Source organism: Methylobacterium tardum (genome assembly GCF_023546765.1).
Lineage (GTDB): Bacteria > Pseudomonadota > Alphaproteobacteria > Rhizobiales > Beijerinckiaceae > Methylobacterium > Methylobacterium tardum.
The window spans coordinates 3,061,833-3,078,270 of record NZ_CP097484.1 but is presented as its reverse complement, the minus strand read 5'-3'; the positions used below and the strand labels follow the sequence as shown (position 1 = coordinate 3,078,270).

General features: G+C 64.7%; 14 protein-coding genes and 1 pseudogene. 6 read left to right on the top strand and 9 right to left on the bottom strand.

Features of this window, described 5'->3' with window-relative positions; translation table 11 throughout:
• Window positions 1–1,722: a putative bifunctional diguanylate cyclase/phosphodiesterase gene (locus M6G65_RS14720; RefSeq protein ID WP_379012011.1), complete on the bottom strand. Its 1,722-nt coding sequence runs from the start codon at window positions 1,720–1,722 to the stop codon at window positions 1–3.
• Between the two features lie 151 nt (window positions 1,723–1,873).
• Here M6G65_RS14720 and M6G65_RS34005 point away from each other — a divergent pair, with 151 nt between their 5' ends.
• Window positions 1,874–2,077, top strand: a complete 204-nt coding sequence (locus M6G65_RS34005) for a PAN domain-containing protein (protein ID WP_430929564.1) — start codon at window positions 1,874–1,876, stop codon at window positions 2,075–2,077.
• A gap of 333 nt (window positions 2,078–2,410) precedes the next feature.
• On the opposite strand, the gene M6G65_RS14715 is transcribed toward M6G65_RS34005, so the two are convergent.
• Complete coding sequence (locus tag M6G65_RS14715; protein ID WP_238199622.1) at window positions 2,411–4,102, bottom strand: methyl-accepting chemotaxis protein; 1,692 nt, start codon at window positions 4,100–4,102, stop codon at window positions 2,411–2,413.
• A 308-nt stretch (window positions 4,103–4,410) separates the two neighbouring features.
• On the opposite strand from M6G65_RS14715, the pseudogene M6G65_RS14710 reads away from it, so the two are divergent.
• Together M6G65_RS14710 and M6G65_RS14705 are read left to right on the top strand one after the other, a co-directional pair.
• Window positions 4,411–4,590: pseudogene (locus M6G65_RS14710) on the top strand (IS110 family transposase); the annotation flags it as partial.
• 405 nt (window positions 4,591–4,995) lie between these two features.
• A complete protein-coding gene (locus M6G65_RS14705) occupies window positions 4,996–5,700 on the top strand; it encodes a Gfo/Idh/MocA family protein (RefSeq protein WP_238199623.1) in 705 nt (234 codons plus the stop codon).
• A gap of 132 nt (window positions 5,701–5,832) precedes the next feature.
• On the opposite strand, the gene M6G65_RS14700 is transcribed toward M6G65_RS14705, so the two are convergent.
• The gene (locus tag M6G65_RS14700) at window positions 5,833–6,087 is read right to left on the bottom strand and encodes a hypothetical protein (protein WP_238199624.1); all 255 of its coding nucleotides are present in this window, start codon (window positions 6,085–6,087) and stop codon (window positions 5,833–5,835) included.
• Window positions 6,084–6,818 carry a non-homologous end joining protein Ku gene (gene ku / locus M6G65_RS14695; RefSeq protein WP_238199625.1) on the bottom strand — a complete coding sequence of 245 codons (735 nt, stop codon included), beginning with the start codon at window positions 6,816–6,818 and terminating at the stop codon, window positions 6,084–6,086. Before ku ends, M6G65_RS14700 begins: the two co-directional genes overlap by 4 nt.
• 376 nt (window positions 6,819–7,194) lie before the next feature.
• Between ku and ligD the strand changes: the two genes are divergently transcribed.
• Together ligD and M6G65_RS14685 are read left to right on the top strand one after the other, a co-directional pair.
• The gene (ligD, locus tag M6G65_RS14690; RefSeq protein ID WP_250104105.1) at window positions 7,195–9,723 is read left to right on the top strand and encodes a DNA ligase D; all 2,529 of its coding nucleotides are present in this window, start codon (window positions 7,195–7,197) and stop codon (window positions 9,721–9,723) included.
• A gap of 88 nt (window positions 9,724–9,811) precedes the next feature.
• The gene (locus M6G65_RS14685) at window positions 9,812–10,078 is read left to right on the top strand and encodes a DUF4113 domain-containing protein (protein WP_238199627.1); all 267 of its coding nucleotides are present in this window, start codon (window positions 9,812–9,814) and stop codon (window positions 10,076–10,078) included.
• On the opposite strand, the gene M6G65_RS14680 is transcribed toward M6G65_RS14685, so the two are convergent.
• On the bottom strand, window positions 10,046–11,188 hold the full coding sequence (locus M6G65_RS14680) for a GGDEF domain-containing protein (RefSeq protein ID WP_250104104.1): 1,143 nt from the start codon (window positions 11,186–11,188) through the stop codon (window positions 10,046–10,048). The two genes, M6G65_RS14685 and M6G65_RS14680, sit on opposite strands and share 33 nt — an antisense overlap.
• Window positions 11,189–11,419: 231 nt before the next feature.
• Here M6G65_RS14680 and M6G65_RS14675 point away from each other — a divergent pair, with 231 nt between their 5' ends.
• Window positions 11,420–12,187, top strand: coding sequence for an EAL domain-containing protein (locus M6G65_RS14675; RefSeq protein ID WP_238199629.1), 768 nt, complete (start codon window positions 11,420–11,422; stop codon window positions 12,185–12,187).
• Window positions 12,188–12,460: 273 nt separating this feature from the next.
• Here M6G65_RS14675 and M6G65_RS14670 read toward each other — a convergent pair whose 3' ends face one another.
• From M6G65_RS14670 to M6G65_RS14655, 4 genes are all read right to left on the bottom strand, one after another.
• On the bottom strand, window positions 12,461–12,679 hold the full coding sequence (locus M6G65_RS14670; protein ID WP_238199630.1) for a hypothetical protein: 219 nt from the start codon (window positions 12,677–12,679) through the stop codon (window positions 12,461–12,463).
• 296 nt (window positions 12,680–12,975) lie between these two features.
• Window positions 12,976–13,254 carry a metal-sensitive transcriptional regulator gene (locus M6G65_RS14665; RefSeq protein WP_373323905.1) on the bottom strand — a complete coding sequence of 93 codons (279 nt, stop codon included), beginning with the start codon at window positions 13,252–13,254 and terminating at the stop codon, window positions 12,976–12,978.
• Between the two features lie 141 nt (window positions 13,255–13,395).
• Window positions 13,396–14,253, bottom strand: coding sequence for a manganese catalase family protein (locus tag M6G65_RS14660; RefSeq protein WP_250104103.1), 858 nt, complete (start codon window positions 14,251–14,253; stop codon window positions 13,396–13,398).
• Window positions 14,254–14,496: 243 nt separating this feature from the next.
• Window positions 14,497–16,221: a methyl-accepting chemotaxis protein gene (locus tag M6G65_RS14655; protein WP_250104102.1), complete on the bottom strand. Its 1,725-nt coding sequence runs from the start codon at window positions 16,219–16,221 to the stop codon at window positions 14,497–14,499.
• Window positions 16,222–16,438 lie beyond the last annotated feature (217 nt).

The window sequence follows — 16,438 nt, the reverse complement described above, 5'->3', positions numbered from 1 at the left end:
TCAGGCAGCAGCCGGTGTAGCGTCCGGCTCTTGCTCTTTCGCGAGGCCGAACCGAGCTGCGAACACGTCGGCGGGCATCGGCTTGCCGAACAAGTAGCCTTGCCCCTCCTGGCAACCCTTCTCACGCAAGCGTGTGTATTCCGCCTCCGTCTCTATGCCTTCGGCGATCACCGCCAAGTCAAACCCGCGCCCAAGCTGCAGGATCGCCCGCACGATCGTCACATCCTGATGCGAGGCCAGCATGCCGGTCACGAACGAGCGGTCAATCTTCAGTCGGGTCAACGGGAAGCGCTTGAGCAGGCTGAGTGAGGCGTAGCCTGTGCCGTAATCGTCAAAGGCGATGCCTACTCCAGCCTCGTGCAGGGTGTGTAACGCGGCGATCACCTCGGCATCATGGCGCAGCACGATGTTCTCGGTGATCTCCACCTCAAGACCAGCAGCCGGGAGGCCGGTGTCTGATAGGGTCGCCTGTACCGTCTCGGCCAAGTCACCGCGTTGTACCTGGGCACTGCACAGATTCACCCCCATGCGGAACTCGGGCGCTCCCGCGTTGCGCCACGCAACGGCCTGTTCACAAGCAGTTCGTAGCACCCAATCGCCGACAGGCGCTGCGTAGCGGCTGGTGTCCAACGCGTCGAGGAACGCCGCCGGCGCGAGCAGACCGCGTTCTGGATGCTGCCAACGGATCAAAGCTTCCGCCCCGACCAGGGCACCGTCGCTGAGGCGTACCTGCGGTTGGTAGAACAGCACGAACTCACCGTGCTCGACCGCCCGGCCCATCTCGTCCCGGCAGGTGTGAAGGCGTTGCGCCTGCTGCCGCAGCACGGGCGTGAACAGCCGGTGGCAGTGCCGGCCAGCGGCTTTGGCTTGGTACAGGGCTAGATCTGCGCACGAGAGCAGGTCGTCGGCGCTCTCCCCATGAGTCGGGGCCAGGGCGATGCCGACGCTGGTGCTGAGCCGGAGCGTCTGACCCTCGTGCTCGAACGGTTCTGCGACCGTAGCGATGATTGTATCTGCCACCTCGGCCGTCCGCAGCGGATCTGCTATGTCAGGCATGAGCAGCACGAACTCGTCGCCGCCCAACCGTGAAACGGTGTCGATCGGGCGAACGCATGCCAGTAGGCGCGCGGCCATCGCCTTGAGCGCAGCGTCACCGGTGGCATGCCCGTGAATGTCGTTGATCTCCTTGAAGCCGTCGAGGTCGAACATCAGCACGGACACGGCACGTGCCGCGGTGACAATTTCGGTCAGACGCTCGCGTAACACGGCACGGTTGGGCAACTCTGTGAGCGGATCGAGGTGGGCGAGGCGGAACAAGCGCTCTTCGTTGGCGTGCCGCTCGCGGATGTCACGCACGATAGAGCCGAACGCGGCGCGTCCCTCCTCCTGCCAGCGCGACAGCGACAGCTCGATTGGGAACTCGGTGCCATCCTTATGGCGGGCCGGCAGTTCGATGGTCTTGCCTAAAAGCCGGGGTTTGCCGCCGCCGGCGACACGGCGCAGACCACCGCCATGACCGCCGCGCATCCGTTCGGGCACGATCAGGTCGATGGGCTGCCCAACCGCCTCGGCGGCGGTGTAGCCGAACATCTGCTCGGCGGCATCGTTCCAGAACGTGATGTGGCCCTTGGCATCAGCGCAGATGATGCCGTCCGGTGATGTTGACGCGATCTGGACGAAGCGCGACTGGCTCGCGCGCTGGGCAACCTCCAGCCGGCGCATCTCCAGGCGGTCGAGGGTGAGGTCGGCGAGCTGCCGTAGGATCTGCCGGTCGGCGTCGGAGAAGCTGATGCGCGGCCGCGTATCGGCGAGGCAGAGCGTGCCCACGGCATGGCCTGACGGCGCATGCAGAGGGATGCCGGCGTAGAAACGGATGTGCGGTGGGCCCGTGACGAGCGGGTTGTCCTGGAAGCGCAGGTCGAGAGTGGCGTCTAGGACGACGAGGGCGTCGGCTTGCGCAATGGTGTGCGAGCAGAATGCGACCTGTCGGTCAGTCTCGCATAGATCAAGGCCCACCTTTGCGTGGAAGACCTGTCGGTCGTGGTCGGCGAGCGAGACGAAGGCGGTCGGGACCTGAAACAGGCGCGTTGCCAGGGCAACGATCTGTGTGAAGGCCGGTGCTGGCGCTGAGCCGACAAGATCGTACTCAGCGAGTGCTGCGAGGCGGGCGTTCTCATCGGCGAGGAGAGGGGAGGCCTCATGGCAGGAACCCGAAGTTGCATTCGTCCCCCGCCATATCGTGAGGTTGTTAAAAGAACTCCCTACAGGTTTGCGCAGCGTCGGGATTGCTCTTTACATCGTGAAAGCCACCGCAAGCTTGGGTGGCGAACTGGTAGCCGCAACATTTAGCTTGAGCCATGCCTTGTTATGAACGAAGCCAAGCTCCTGACGAACACGGCTCTTGCGAGCGTTATGCCGCCCGCACGGTGGCGAGGAAGCGCCCGACCCCCGCGCCGAGGTGCTCGGACTGGCGCGACAGCTCCGAGGCCGCGCCGAGGACCTGGCTCGCCGCCGCGCCCGTCTCCTCGGCCGCACCGGCAACGCCCGCGATGTTGCTCGTCACCTCACCGGTGCCCTGCGCCGCCTGGGAGACATTCCTGACGATCTCCTGGGTGGCCGCGCCCTGTTCCTCGACTGCGGCCGCGATCGAAGTCGCAACGCCGCTGATCTCGCGGATCCGCTCCGTGATCCCGGCAATCGACGTCACCGCTTGACCAGTCGAGGCCTGGATCTGGGCGATCTGACCGGAGATCTCGTTCGTCGCCTTGGCCGTCTGCTCAGCCAGCGCCTTCACCTCAGAGGCCACGACCGCAAAGCCGCGTCCCGCCGCGCCAGCGCGTGCCGCCTCAATCGTCGCGTTCAGAGCCAGAAGGTTCGTCTGGCCAGCGATCGAGGAGATCATCGTGACCACGTCGCCGATGCGCGAGACCGCGGCGCTCAGCTCCTGAACGAGTGCGCCGGTCTGACCGGCCTCGGTAACAGCGGTCCGGGCGAGATCCGCCGAGCCGGCCACTTGCCGGCCGATCTCCTGAACCGACGAACCAAGCTCCCCCGCCGCCGCAGCGACAGTGTTGACGTTGGAGGCGGCCTCCTCGGCGGCCGCGGCCACGGCGGTCGACTGACTGGCGGTCTCGGTTGCCGTGGCGGTCATGGTCTGCGCGGTGGCCTGCAGCTCGGTCGCCGAAGACGACACCATGCCGATGATGCCGCCGACGGCAGCCTCGAAGCTGTCGGCCATCTGCCGCATGCCGGCCTTGCGCTGCTCCTCGGCGGCCAAACGGGCCTGGGCAGTCTCTGCTTCAAGCTGCCGGGTGCGGATCAGGTTGTCCTTGAACACCTGAACGGCCGCTGACATTGAGCCGATTTCATCCTGGCGCCGCCTGAACGGTACCTCGGCGGCCGTGTCCCCCTCCGCCAAGGTTTTCATCGTGCCGGTCATCGTCTGGATCGGCCGCGAGACCCGCATCAGGGCGAATATAGCAGCAGCAGCCGCGGCGACCATCGCTAGAGCGATTGCGACGTAGACGGCAGTCTTGGCCTCGTCGGCAGCGGTCATAGCTGCATCTGCATCCGTGCGTGCGCCATGCTCGTTCAACGCCACATCCTGGGCTAACGCATTGCGCACATCATTGTAGAGGCTGATATTTTCCGGCCGGCTGATGAGCGCCAAACCCTCCGCGGCCTGGCCGCCCTCGGCTAAACGCATCGCCTCGCGGCCTACACTCTCGTACCGATCCCAAGCGGCGACAAAGACGTCATAAAGCCTGCGCTCCTCATCGGACGAAATTAGTGGCTCGTATGCTTTCCGCGCTGCAGCCGACGCAGCGAGGGCATCCGCTAGATCTCGGGCATTGTCGGCCCTACGCTCGGATGTACCCGCCATGGCCAACGAGCGCAGCTGTTTGATGCGGACCTCTGAGGCTGTCGCCCGGATATTCGTTACCGCGATGACTGACGGCAGCCAGTTCGTAGCGACCTCCGTGACCGAGTGCCGGATGCCGGAGAGCTTGGCGAGCGAGAGCACTCCCTGGCCGACGCAGATAAGTGCGAGGAAGCTGAAGGCCGCGGCGAGAGAGGCTTTGATAGAAAGGGAGAGACGCATGGACCGGATGGGCGCGGGAGAGACCGAGCAGTGCGCCGCGCGCGCAGTCACTCGGTATATGCACCCCGCGCTAGTGATGGTGCGACGTTAATTAACTCGTTGCACAACGACGTGGGGCCTTCACATTTCAGTGTGAGTCCGCAGAGTGAGAGCGAAATCTATCAAATTGAGGGCCCTAGGAGATTTTCCGCATACCTTCTGGTTGAGCCGCCATCGAGTGCCAAGCGAACTGATTGTCGTTCTGGGCTTTGCCTTAATACTTGGTCGGGCACGCGTGAGCGGGCGAATTGGGCTACAGGCCGAATGTCAGCTCCGTCGAGCGCACGAAGGCGACGCCGACCTCGGTCGTCCCGCGGCTGCCGGCGCTGCTGCAGCGCAAGCCGGTGCGCGTGGTGACCGTGGCAGCGGCCAATCGCACCGCTCGGGTCGCCTGGGTGATCCTGACCCGCGGAGGCACCTACCGCGCACAAGCGGCCACAGCCGCCTGACAGCACGGCGAGGAGGTTTTTCAAGTTTACGAGGACGATGAGAGCTGATGGCGAACCGGTCAGATCGGGAGCCGGGACACCCCGCGTAATGTCCAGGGCGTCATAGCCCGCGAAGCAGAGTGGGACCCAGCTCGAGGGTACCATCAGGGCCAGCAGTCACCATGTTCGACTGCATCAACAGGCTGGACACAAGACTGCACCCGACCAACGCGTCAGAAGCTCAATTCGCCACTCGCAATGCGGGAGCCATTCACACAGGACCATAGCGCAGACCTGACCTGACCGGTATTTTGGACCGAGCCAATTGGGAGGCTACTGCATAGTCGCGGCCATGGGTAGCCGGAAGGCCAGATCCGGGTAGCTGACGGGCGCAGGTGGCCCTGCCGAAAGGCGCAACGCAAACTGATGATCGCCTACCGGCTGCAGTACAACATCGCCCACCGCACCCTGATCGGCCTGGCGCGGCAGAAGGCCTACGGCGAGCTGAGGCTCATCGAGGCAGTCAACACCCAGAACGACGCCGCACCAGGGCAGTGGCGGCAGATCAAGGCTCTGGCCGGCGGTGGATCGTTGCCGGACGTCGGCCTCCACTGTCTGAACGCCTTCCGCTACATCACGGGCGAGGAGCCGGTGGAGATCACGGGCCGCCTGACCCAGCCGAAGGGCGACCCGCGCTTCTGCGAGGTCGAGGACATCTCGCACTTCACGCTGCTGTTCCCCTCGGGCGTCTTCGCCGCCGGCACCGCGGGCTACAGCATGCACGAGAACCGCCGCCTACGCGCAGACGCGACGGATGGATGGTTCGGACTGGATCCGGCCTTCAGCTACAACAATCTCGTGATGCACATCGGCCACCGTGCCGGCCCGGCGAACGCGCAGGAGCAGCGCGTGTTCACGCCACGCAACCAGTTCGCGGTCGAGATGGACCAATTCGCGGAGTGCATCCGGACCAACCGTGAGCCGAACACGCCGGGCGAGGAAGGACTACAGGACCAGCGCATCATGGCAGCGATCTATGAGGCGGCGGCCGGTGGCGGCGTCGTGAAGATGGCGGCCAGTGATCGCCTGGACGCCACGCGCGGACCGGCTCCGAACGAACAGAGCGGTTGAGCGCAACCCACCCGCCTGTGTTGCCTGATGAGCTGGCCGGCCATCAGAACCAGGAAGAAGGCGTCACCTGTCCACTTCCTGCATTCTGAGCTGGAGGGCCGGCGCACTCCGTTTCTAACCCGACACAGGTGTTCAACCCGCCGAGATCAGCCTCACCCCACGTCCAGCGAGCGTTTCCAGTATGCCCTGCTGGCGAGGGTCCGGTTCGCTTTCGACGATCGCCACCTCAGGGGTTTCCTCCTCAAGCCAAGCTTCTGTGCTCTCAGCGTCGGCAAACTCTAGGACGTTGTAGCCCTTCTCGCTCAGCAGGTGGCAGTTGCGGGTCCGCTGTTCGATACGATGCGACAGAACCAGGGCGAGCGGCCGGTATCGCTGCTCCGCTCTCATGCGGCTTTCCTGACTTTTCGCGGAGCAGGCTTGCTTGCGGGCTGCTTCGACGCCGTGGCCGTGCGCTTTGAGCCAGAGGACTTTCGAGCTGATGGCTTTGCTGGAGAGCCCGCCTTCTCGCTGTCGATGCTCCGCTTCAGGGCTTCCATCAGGTTGACGACGTTGCCGGTGTTCGAAGCCTCAGCCTTCGCTCGTCCCTTGCCCTTCGACGGCTTCGACGCCTTGCCCTTCACGAGCGTGATCAGCGCCTCCTCGTAGCGGTCCTCGAACTTCGAGGGGTCAAACGTCTTCGTCGAACGTGCGATCAACTCCTCGGCCAACGCGCGCATCTCGTCCGTGGGCTTGCCGTCAGGCATGTCCTCGAAGTACGCCGTCGGCGAACGGACCTCGTCCTGGTAGCGCAGCAGCGTCGCCAGCAGACCCTTGCCGTAGGGTTCGAGCAGAACCACCCGCTCGCGCTTGTAGATGACGAGCCGCCCGAGGCCGGCCATGCCCTTCTTCTTCATCGCGTCGCGGATCACGGCGAAGGCCTCACGCGAGACCTTGTCCTCGGCCGCGAGGTAGTACGGCTTGTCGAGGTAGCGCTCGTCGACCTCCTCACGCTTGCAGAACGCCTCGATGTTGATCGTGTGAGTGCTCTCCAGCGCGATCTCGCTGAGCTCATCGGCCTCGATCGGCACGAGTTCGTCCTTGGTGACCTCGCAGCCCTTGATCTGGTCGTCCCGGTCCACGGGCTCACCGTCACGGCATCGACAATGAGCTGCTTGATCCGGTTTCCCGTCTCGCGGTTGATCGTGTGACACTTGAGATCGCTCGAGGAACTCACCGCCGGATACAGGCCGACCGCACAGGAAACGAGGGAAAGTCTCAGGTGACCTTTCCAATTGGCACGCGCCGCCACCGTGGCCTCCAACATTCGTCCAAGTATTGTCGAGTCTCCGCGCCTCCGACGAGTCTCGACGTCGATTTCAGCGACTCAACGAGGGTTCGGATCGACTCGTTCCGCGGGCCGACCGCCTGTGGATAACTTGCAAACTCTGTGCAATCCGAGTCTTCACGGGACTTCGCTTGGAACCTCGGCGTGAACGTCGCCGTTTGCTGCGAGCTATGGTCAAGCTCCTCGAACCCTATCGCGCCAAGCGGGATTTTGGAGTCTCATCCGAGCCGCCGGGTCGGCGTGGCCGGAAGGCCAAGAAGGCCCGTTTCGTGGTGCAGAAGCACGATGCCACGCGCCTGCACTACGACCTGCGGCTCGAGATCGATGGCGTGCTCAAGAGCTGGGCGGTGACACGCGGGCCGAGCTTGGTACCCGGCGATAAGCGCTTGGCAGTCCAGACAGAGGACCACCCCATCGACTACTTGCGCTGGGAGGGCGCGATCCCGAAGGGCCAGTACGGCGGCGGCACCATGATCGTCTGGGACACCGGACACTGGGATCCGGTCGGGGATCTCGCAGCCGGGCTGGCGAAGGGCCACGTCGAGTTCGCCCTCCACGGCGACCGGCTCAAGGGCCGGTGGCACCTCGTGCGGATGAAGGGCCGCGGCAGCGAGAGAAAGGAGCCCTGGCTCCTACTGAAGGCCGAGGACGAGCATGCGCGCCTGAAGGGCGACGCCGACATCCTAGAGGAACACGACACCTCGGTTCTGTCAGGCCGCACCAACCGGGACCTTGCGAAAGGTGGAGCCATCAGGGCCGATCACGAGGCTCGCGCTCGGGTCGAGGCCGGTCGCACCACGAGGCCGACGGCAAGCCGGTCCGCGCGCGGTCGCAAGGCCATCCTTCCGCCCTTCGTTGAGCCGGCGCTCGCGACCCTGGTCGAGACGGTACCGAGCGGCCGTGACTGGCTGTTCGAGATCAAGCACGACGGCTACCGCATGCAGGCGCGGATCGACGGCGGATCCGTGACGCTGCTGACGCGCTCGGGCCTCGACTGGACGGCCAAGTTCAAGCCGATCGCGGCGGCTCTCAAGGCCCTGAAGCTGCCCTCAGCCCTGATCGATGGTGAGATCGTTGTCGAGACGGAGAGCGGCGTGTCGAGCTTTTCGGCTCTGCAGCAGGCGCTCACCTCGGGCGAGATCGGAGGGGCAGTCTTCTACGCGTTCGATCTTCTCTACCTGGATGGGAAGGACCTCCGCGCTCTGCCGCTCATCGAGCGCAAGGATCTGCTGTTGCAGAGCCTCGGCGACGTGGATCCGAAAAGCCGCATCCGGTTCAGCGAGCATCTCGTCGAGGACGGCGCGGCCATGGCACGCCACGCCTGTAGGCTCGGGCTGGAGGGCATCATCGCCAAGCGCACGGACGCGGCCTACCGTTCAGGGCGCAGTGACCTCTGGCGCAAGGTGAAGTGCTCGCATTCCGAGGAGTTCGTCATCGCCGGCTACATGCCCTCGACATCGGCGGTTCGGTCTGTCGGTTCGCTGATCCTCGGGTCGTACGAGGGCGAGCACCTCGTGCACGTGGGACGGGTCGGGACCGGGTTCAGCAATACCGCCGCGCGCGATCTCTGGACGCAACTCGACCCGTTGCGGATCAAGGCCTCGCCGTTCAGCATGGAGTTGCCACCGCTAGCGCGCCGCAACGCCAAATGGGTCGATCCGCGGCTCGTCTGCGAAGTGACATTCCGTGGCTGGACAGCCGACAACCAGCTGCGGCACGCTTCCTTCAAGATGCTCCGTTCGGACGTGCGACCGGACGAGATGGTCCGGGAGGCAGCGATGAAGCGCCCGAAGCCGCGTGCCCTGAACTCCCAGGTGAAGAACACACCGGCCGAGAGTGTGACCCTGACACATCCCGATCGCGTACTGTGGGACGATGTCGGTCTCACGAAGGAAGGTCTAGCCGCGTACTACACCGAGATCGCCGAGCACATCCTGCCGCACTTGGTCGACCGACCGCTGTCGCTCGTTCGATGCCCTGACGGCGTCGGCTCATGCTTCTACCAGAAGCACGGCTGGGCCGGGATGGATGATCGGTATCTCCATCTGGTCGGGGAGGGCTCCGAACGGGCCGTGGTGATCCGCGACCGCGCCGGTCTCCGCGCTCTGGTGCAGGCGAGCGTTCTCGAGATCCATCCTTGGGGTGCGACAGCTGCCGATCCGGACCGGCCAGACCGCCTGGTCTTCGACTTGGACCCCGGTGAGGGTGTCGGATGGGGCGATCTTGTGGCCGGCGCGCTCGACGTCCGCGAGCGGCTCGGGCGTCTGGGGTTTGCGGCCTTCGTCAAAACCACGGGTGGCAAGGGGGTGCACGTCGTCACTCCACTCATGCCGCAGGCGACATGGACCGAGGCGAAGGCCTTCACGAAGCGCGTCGCAGCCGAAATGGCAAAGGACACACCCGAGCGCTACGTGGCGACCGTCTCGAAGCAGGCCCGAGAAGGCCGCATCTTCGTGGATTACCTGCGCAATCAACGGGGCGCGACCGCCGTTTCGGCCTTCTCGACCCGTGCTCGCGCGGGCGCGCCTGTGTCTGTGCCCGTGAGCTGGGACGAGCTTCCGTCGCTCGGCTCCGGCGCACGCTTCAGCGTCGCGAGCGTGCCGGGCCGCCTCGCCGCGTCGAAGCAGGATCCCTGGGCTAACTTTACGCATGCAGCGCGTGCACTCGGTGTGTCTGGCCACCACGCGCAAAGGACGTAGCTGCCCAACGCACCGAGCGACAGCCGGTGGCTGATCAAGGCGGTTTGCCGGGGGGCGTTGAGATTTAGCGTGAACCGGGTCCGGTGTCGTGGCGCTGATCGGCCGGCTCGACCGGGAGCAGCGCGGTCCGCTCACGCAGGCACTCGACGCCTGCAACATCCGTTGGTGCCGCGATGCTGTCGTACCTGCCCGAGCAGGGCTGGCGACGAAGCGTGCGTGGAACACGAACTTCGTAATGTGTACACCGCAGTACATCGCACAGGTGCCGGACCTGCCGGCCGCCTGTGCTTCAACAGCCAGGATAGTTGGACTGTCGTTGGCCTCAAGCGACGTGCGAGTATCTACGACCGGCTGAAGCCACCCTCCACCGCGCGCCACTGTCGTCCTTCGCGGCGTACATCGCTTGATCGGCGGCGTTCAGGATGTCGCTTGGTGTCCCCGCGTGCGCTGACGAATATGCAACGCCAATCGACACGCCAACCGTGATCGGTCCATTCTGAAGGCGGATTGGACCGGCGATGGTAGTGGCGAGGTGATCGGCGAGACCCGTGACCGCCGCTCCATCAGGATCCGTGCGGACAAGGATCGCGAACTCGTCCCCGCCGATGCGGCAGGCGAGATCGTCTGATCCGATCGAGAGGCGCAACCGCTCCGCGATCTCGATCAGAACCTGGTCGCCGGCGGCATGGCCCATTTTGTCGTTGATGCCCTTGAAGCCGTCGAGATCGAGATAGAGGACGGCGAAGTCCTCGCCGGTTGTGGCCGTCCTCTCGCAAGCCAGCGCCAGCTGCTGGTGGAACATCGCGCGATTGGCCAAGCTCGTGAGACCGTCATGGCTCGCGCGGTGTGAGGCTTCCTGGACGGCGAGCAGCCGATCGGCGACGAGCCGGTGCAGGTACAGCGTTGCCTCGGCAATCACGGGGATGAAAGCGATCAGGAAGACGCCAGCAAGTTTGATCGGGAGTTCTGGACTCATCAAAGCGCCGTAGATCGTCGGCACAAGCATCAACAGGCTGGTCGCAATCGGAACCCAGGGTACGACCGACAGGCGTGCGCAGGCTCCGGCGCAAAATGCCAATACGAAGCCCAAGGCCAGGAGAGCCGCAGGTGTATCACCGTTTGTGAATGCGTGCAGGCTCTGGAGCCCGAGCGCAGCAGCCTGGGCAACCAAGCCTCCAGCATGCCAGCGGTACCAAGGCCGGATCGATGCCAGTGTCGCGGCAACGTTGCTACGCCTCCGATACATGAGCAGCACGACCACACGGACTACGCCGATGGCGGCGATCGCGATCGCGAGACAGAGATCGACCATCGCGCCGGAACGAAGCGCTAGCGCAATCGCACCAATCGTTGTCGTGGCGCTGATGCTCACGGCTTGCGGCAAGCTGCTGAGCAGGCATCCCACCAGTTCAAGGCGAATCGATACTGGTAAAGCCGCTCGCCTCTCGCTGTGCCAAACTGCCATGATCCCTGCTCCGCAGGCTTCTCAAACGGCCTATTAGGCGTCAGATCTAACTAGCCCGTTAATTAGCTGATCTTTCTATGGCTCTATAGCCTTGACGCCGGCAACCACATAACATGGGTTATAGCCGGATGGGAGGCATCGGCCGCAATGAGCGTCTATTATCTGATGTAAATTCTATTTACGTTTACTTCACGTCGGCTCTCATAGTATTCAGCTTGAGGAGAGCGGCTGATGACGCGCGTAGGGTGCCAGGGTTGTCGGGACGGAGCTCCGCTCCCGTTCGCGTTCACGATGGCGTTCCAGCCGATCGTCGACGTCGGTCAAAACCGCGTCTGGGGTTACGAGGCACTCGTGCGGGGCACCGAGGGCCAGGGTGCGGGCTGGGTGCTCGGGCAAGTGGACGATGGAAACCGGTACAAGTTCGACCAGGCTTGCCGCGTCAAAGCCATCGAGCTTGCCGCGTCCCTGTTCCCGGATGCCGAGACCCGGCTGTCGATCAATTTCATGCCGAACGCCGTCTACGAGCCGGCCGCCTGCATCCGAGCCACGCTCGAGGCTGCACAGCGTACGGGCTTGGCGCATCGGCAGGTCATGTTCGAGTTCACCGAGAACGAGCGCATGGTCGATGTCGCTCATGTGCAGCGGATCATCGCCGAGTACCGCAAGCACGGCTTCATGACGGCGCTGGACGATTTCGGCGCGGGCTATGCCGGATTGAACCTTCTGGCGAGCTTCCAGCCCGATCTGATCAAACTCGACATGGAGCTGATCCGCGGCATCGCGACGTCGCCGGCGCGTCAGACGATCATCGCGGCCGTGACGATGATGGCGCGGGAGCTCGGTATCACCGTGCTGGCGGAAGGCATCGAGAGCGAGGCCGAATTCGTGACCCTGAAGGCTGCGGGCATCCGCTTGTTCCAGGGTTACCACTTCGCCAGACCGGAGATCGGCGCGCTTCCTGCTGTGCAGTTTACGGCGGCAGCGTCCATGGCCGCCTGACCGTCTGGCTGGCCGAGCAAGCCTATTGTCAGAATTGTCGGTTCTGTCAGAGCGGCGCGCCTGTTTGGGGGTACGACGGCCGACAAGTTGGACGCCCGTTCACAGGCAGGGCTCTGACGATAGGGACAGTTGCGACGATGGCTTGGGCTCAGCTCGCTCCGCCTGTGTGTCGTAACCCGTGCTCACCGCCCCCTCGGGTGCGGGCGCTCGCTCGATGGTTGGACGCTCGCCGAGCAGCCGGCATGCCGAGCCGATCACCTGTAGAGCGGCGGCTCAGCGGGATCCGCTCCGCTGGGCGGCAGACTTCACGTAGCTCAGGCAACGTCGGCGGGCTTGCTTGTCGTCTATCCGGGCCCAGGCTTCGAGCAGCTCGGCGGTCTCCCGCAGCTGGGTGATCTGCTCCCCGCTAACAGCCTCGGGTCGGGTGAACGCCTCGATCGGAATGCCGAGCGCCTCTGCGAGACGTACGAGGGCTTGGGTGTTGTCCGCCATGCTCGATAGTCCGACGCTGGTATGCCGCCGAACGTCCTAGGAAAGGGTTCCGCATACCTCAAGTCGCATCTGCGTGGACGATCGGGTCGCGCACAAGCTTTCAGTTGAGCTGAGGCGTGCGTGTCACACCCGCAGATTAAGCTATTGTCAGAATTGTCGGTCCTGACAGGCCGGGGACGGCTAGGGTAGGACGGGACGCGACGGGCTTTGTGGATCAGTGTGTCTGGCGTATCCGGCAATTCCCGCTGCTCTATGCTCGCAAAATACATCCGTGCTGAAAAATAGGTTGCGGACGGTCAGTCCTGCCCGCGCATGCCTGCGCGCAGCACCCTGATGATGTCGGCGACGGCCGCCTCATCACCCCCGGACGCTGCAACCTGCAGTCCGTGGGTGACGTGCTGGTCAATGATGAGCAGAGCGACCTCGCGTAGCGCGGCTCGGGCTGCGTGGATCTGCTGGATCTCGTCGAGGCAGTGGCGGTCTTCCTCGATCATCGCACGCAGGCCGCGAACCTGACCCTCGATCCGGTTCAGGCGCTGCACGAGCGGTTTTCGCTCGTCATCGGTCCGATGCAGGATGACGCGCCCGTCGATGACCTCGCTACCTGCCACGCGGCCTCCTTGCCCGCCACGATCCCTGGGCGGGTGTCAGGAACGGCCGGTCGGCCAAAACCGTTCAATGCGGGCCTCGACGCTGCCGAGGCCCGTTCTTCAGCTTCAGCCGATCTGCTGGGACTGGGCCCCGCTGTCGGGCCGTGCCGGGCCGAGCACCGGCTCCTCGCCCATGGGCTGGTTCTGGACCACGCTGAACTCGCCCTTGCCGTCGAGGGACGGGCCCTGCGTCCAGCGGCCGGCCGGGGGCGGCGAGCCGTCCGCCGACGTCGAGAAGAAGTTGTAGTTGAACTTCTGGTTCTCCTCGCTCTGCGGGAAGGAGTTCGGGATCGGCAGCGTGCCCGCGTGCCCCCCGAGTTCCTCGATCACCGACAGCCATTGCTGCTGGTGCATCGTGTCCCGGGCGATGAGGAAGCTCCACATGTCGCGCATGCCGGCATCGTTGGTGGCGTTGTAGAGCCGGACCGCCAGGATCCGTCCGGTCGCCTCGGCGGCGACGTTGCAGTACATGTCGGCCGCGATGTTGCCGCTGGCGTAGATGTGGCTCATGTCGAACGGCAGGCCGTCGGAATTGCCCGGGAAGGCCGCCATGCCGGTGGACAGCAGCGTCTTGTGCAGCATGCCTTCGGCGATGTGGCGCGGGTTCTCGCCGCCCATCACAGCTCCGACGAGCGCGTCGGCGGCCCCGGCCTCCTGCACCTTGGTCGGCGCGGTCTCGAGGTTCATCGCGACGGCGGTCGCGAGCATCTCGATATGCCCGATCTCCTCGGTCGCGGTGTTGAGCAGCATGTCGCGGTACTTCGTGGTCGGGGCGCGGTTACCCCAAGCCTGGAAGAAGTACTGCATGCAGACCCGGATCTCGCCCTCGATCCCGCCGATCGCCTGCTGGAGCATGCGGGCATAGATCGGGTCCGGGCTGTCGACCTTGACCGGGTACTGAAGTCGCTTGTCGTGGTAGTACATGGGCAGGCTCCTCGTTGGGACAGGACGGGCGGCGAGCACGAAGTCCTTTGCCGGGTACTCTCTGGGAGTACCCTGCCGTGCTCTCCGGCCAACCGGCCTGCTCGGAGAAGGTTCTGTCCTGTCGCACCCGCTTTTGGAGAGTAAAGCTTCGAGCCGGTGGGCTGCCTGTCCATAAGCGCGCTGACACGTCCCCTCGATAGCGTCGTCCGGCTCGACCGAAGTCACAGCCCGTGGAGGCGCGCGTCAGGCCGCCCGTACGGAGGCGAGGAAGCGTCCGACCTCGGCCTTGAGATGCTCGGATTGCCGTGACAATTCCGAGGCTGCGCCCAGGACTTGGCCCGCCGCCGCACCCGTCTCCTCGGCCGCGCCGGCGACGCCGGTGATGTTGCTCGTCACAGCGCTGGTGCCCGCAGCGGCCTGAGACACGTTGCGCACGATTTCCTGCGTGGCCGCGTCCTGCTGCTCGACGGCGGCCGCTATGCTCGCAGCCACAGAATTGATCTCCCGGATCCGGCTGCTGATCCCGCCGATGGCGGCGACCGCCTGATCGCTTACGCCCTGGATATCACCGATTTGTCTCGCGATCTCGTCGGCAGCCTTCGCGGTCTGACTGGCCAATGTTTTGACCTCAGTGGCCACCACCGCAAAGCCTTTCCCGGCCTCACCGGCGCGCGCTGCCTCAATCGTGGCGTTGAGCGCAAGAAGGTTGGTCTGTGAGGCGACAGAGGTGATCAGTCCGATCATGTCGCCGATCTTGGCGGACGTAGCTTTCAGTGCCTGCACGAGCCCGGCGGTCTGATCGGCCTCTGCCATGGCGGTGTGGGCGAGTTCGGCCGAGCCCTCGACCTGGCGGCCGATCTCCTGAACGGACGAGCCGAGCTCCTCGGCGGCAGCCGCCACCGTGTTGACATTCGAGGCCGCCTCCTCGGCCGCGGCCGCGACGGTGGTCGACTGGTCGGCAGTCTGCGTCGCAGTGGCGGTCATCGCCTGAGCGGTCGCCTGCAGTTCTGTTGCCGACGATGAGACCAGCCCGACGATACCGCCGACTGACTGCTCGAAGGCCGTCGCCATCTGGCGCATGCCGAGCTTGCGCTGCTCCTCGGCGGATGCGCGGGCCAGCGCCGTCTCCTCTTCCAGTCGGCGCGCCTGGATCAGGTTGTCCTTGAACACCTGCACGGCACCCGCCATCGCGCCGATCTCATCGCGCCGATCCGTGCCAGGGATGGTTGCCGATGCATCGCCCTCGGCCAGCTGTCCCATGACCTCCCGCAGCCGCTTCAGGGGCGACAGGGCTCGGCGCAGGGCGAACCAGAGCACGCCGACAGCGATCGCCGTGACGATCAGCCCGATCATGATGGCCTGCTCGGCGAGTGCATCGACGCTCGCGAGGAAGTCGGCGCGTTTGACACCGACGTAGAGGACACCAATGACCCCACCAGCGCTGTCGCGGATTGGCTCGTAGCGCGCGAGGTAGGGCGTGCCGAGCACCTCGACTTCGCCCTGGTAAGACACACCCTGGCGCAGCACAGCATCGTAGGCTGGCCCTTGGGCGAGCTTGGTACCGACGGCGCGCGAGCCGTCTGGCTTTGTGACATTCGTCGCGATGCGGGTATCGCCCAGGAAGATGGTCGCACTTCCGCCGATGATCGCGCGCACACGGTCGACAGCCGCATCGGCGGCGTCGATGGCATGCTTTCCGACGTAGAGACGCTCACCTTGGACGCTGAACGCTGCGCTCCCGCCTTCGTCGGCGAGGCTCTGCTGCAGCAGGCGCAGGTTGCTCGCGAGATTGGTGTTCGCGCGAGTTTCCAGCTCGGTGCGCATCTGCACCAATAGCAGGCTGGCCAGGATCGTCGTCGCGAGCACGAGCAACACCGTGCTGAGCAGGCTCACGCGAGCCGGCAGCGAGAGAGCCGGAATGCGCAGGGCTTGCGTGCGGGTCGCCGTTCCTGGGCGGTCAAAGAGCATGGCTACGATCCCTAAACGGGCACGTACACTGCGCGCCCATGGCGTTCGGACAAGTGCCGAAACTTGATCCCATCCTAGGATTTCGAGGTTATTCCTCCGTTAAAACCTTGATCGAGCTGAAGCAGGTTCGGTCCAGAAACATCGAATTACACGGGTTCGATAACCTTTTATGCTGATTTATGTTTGCACAACCTGTGATTGTCTATGCATATGCGTA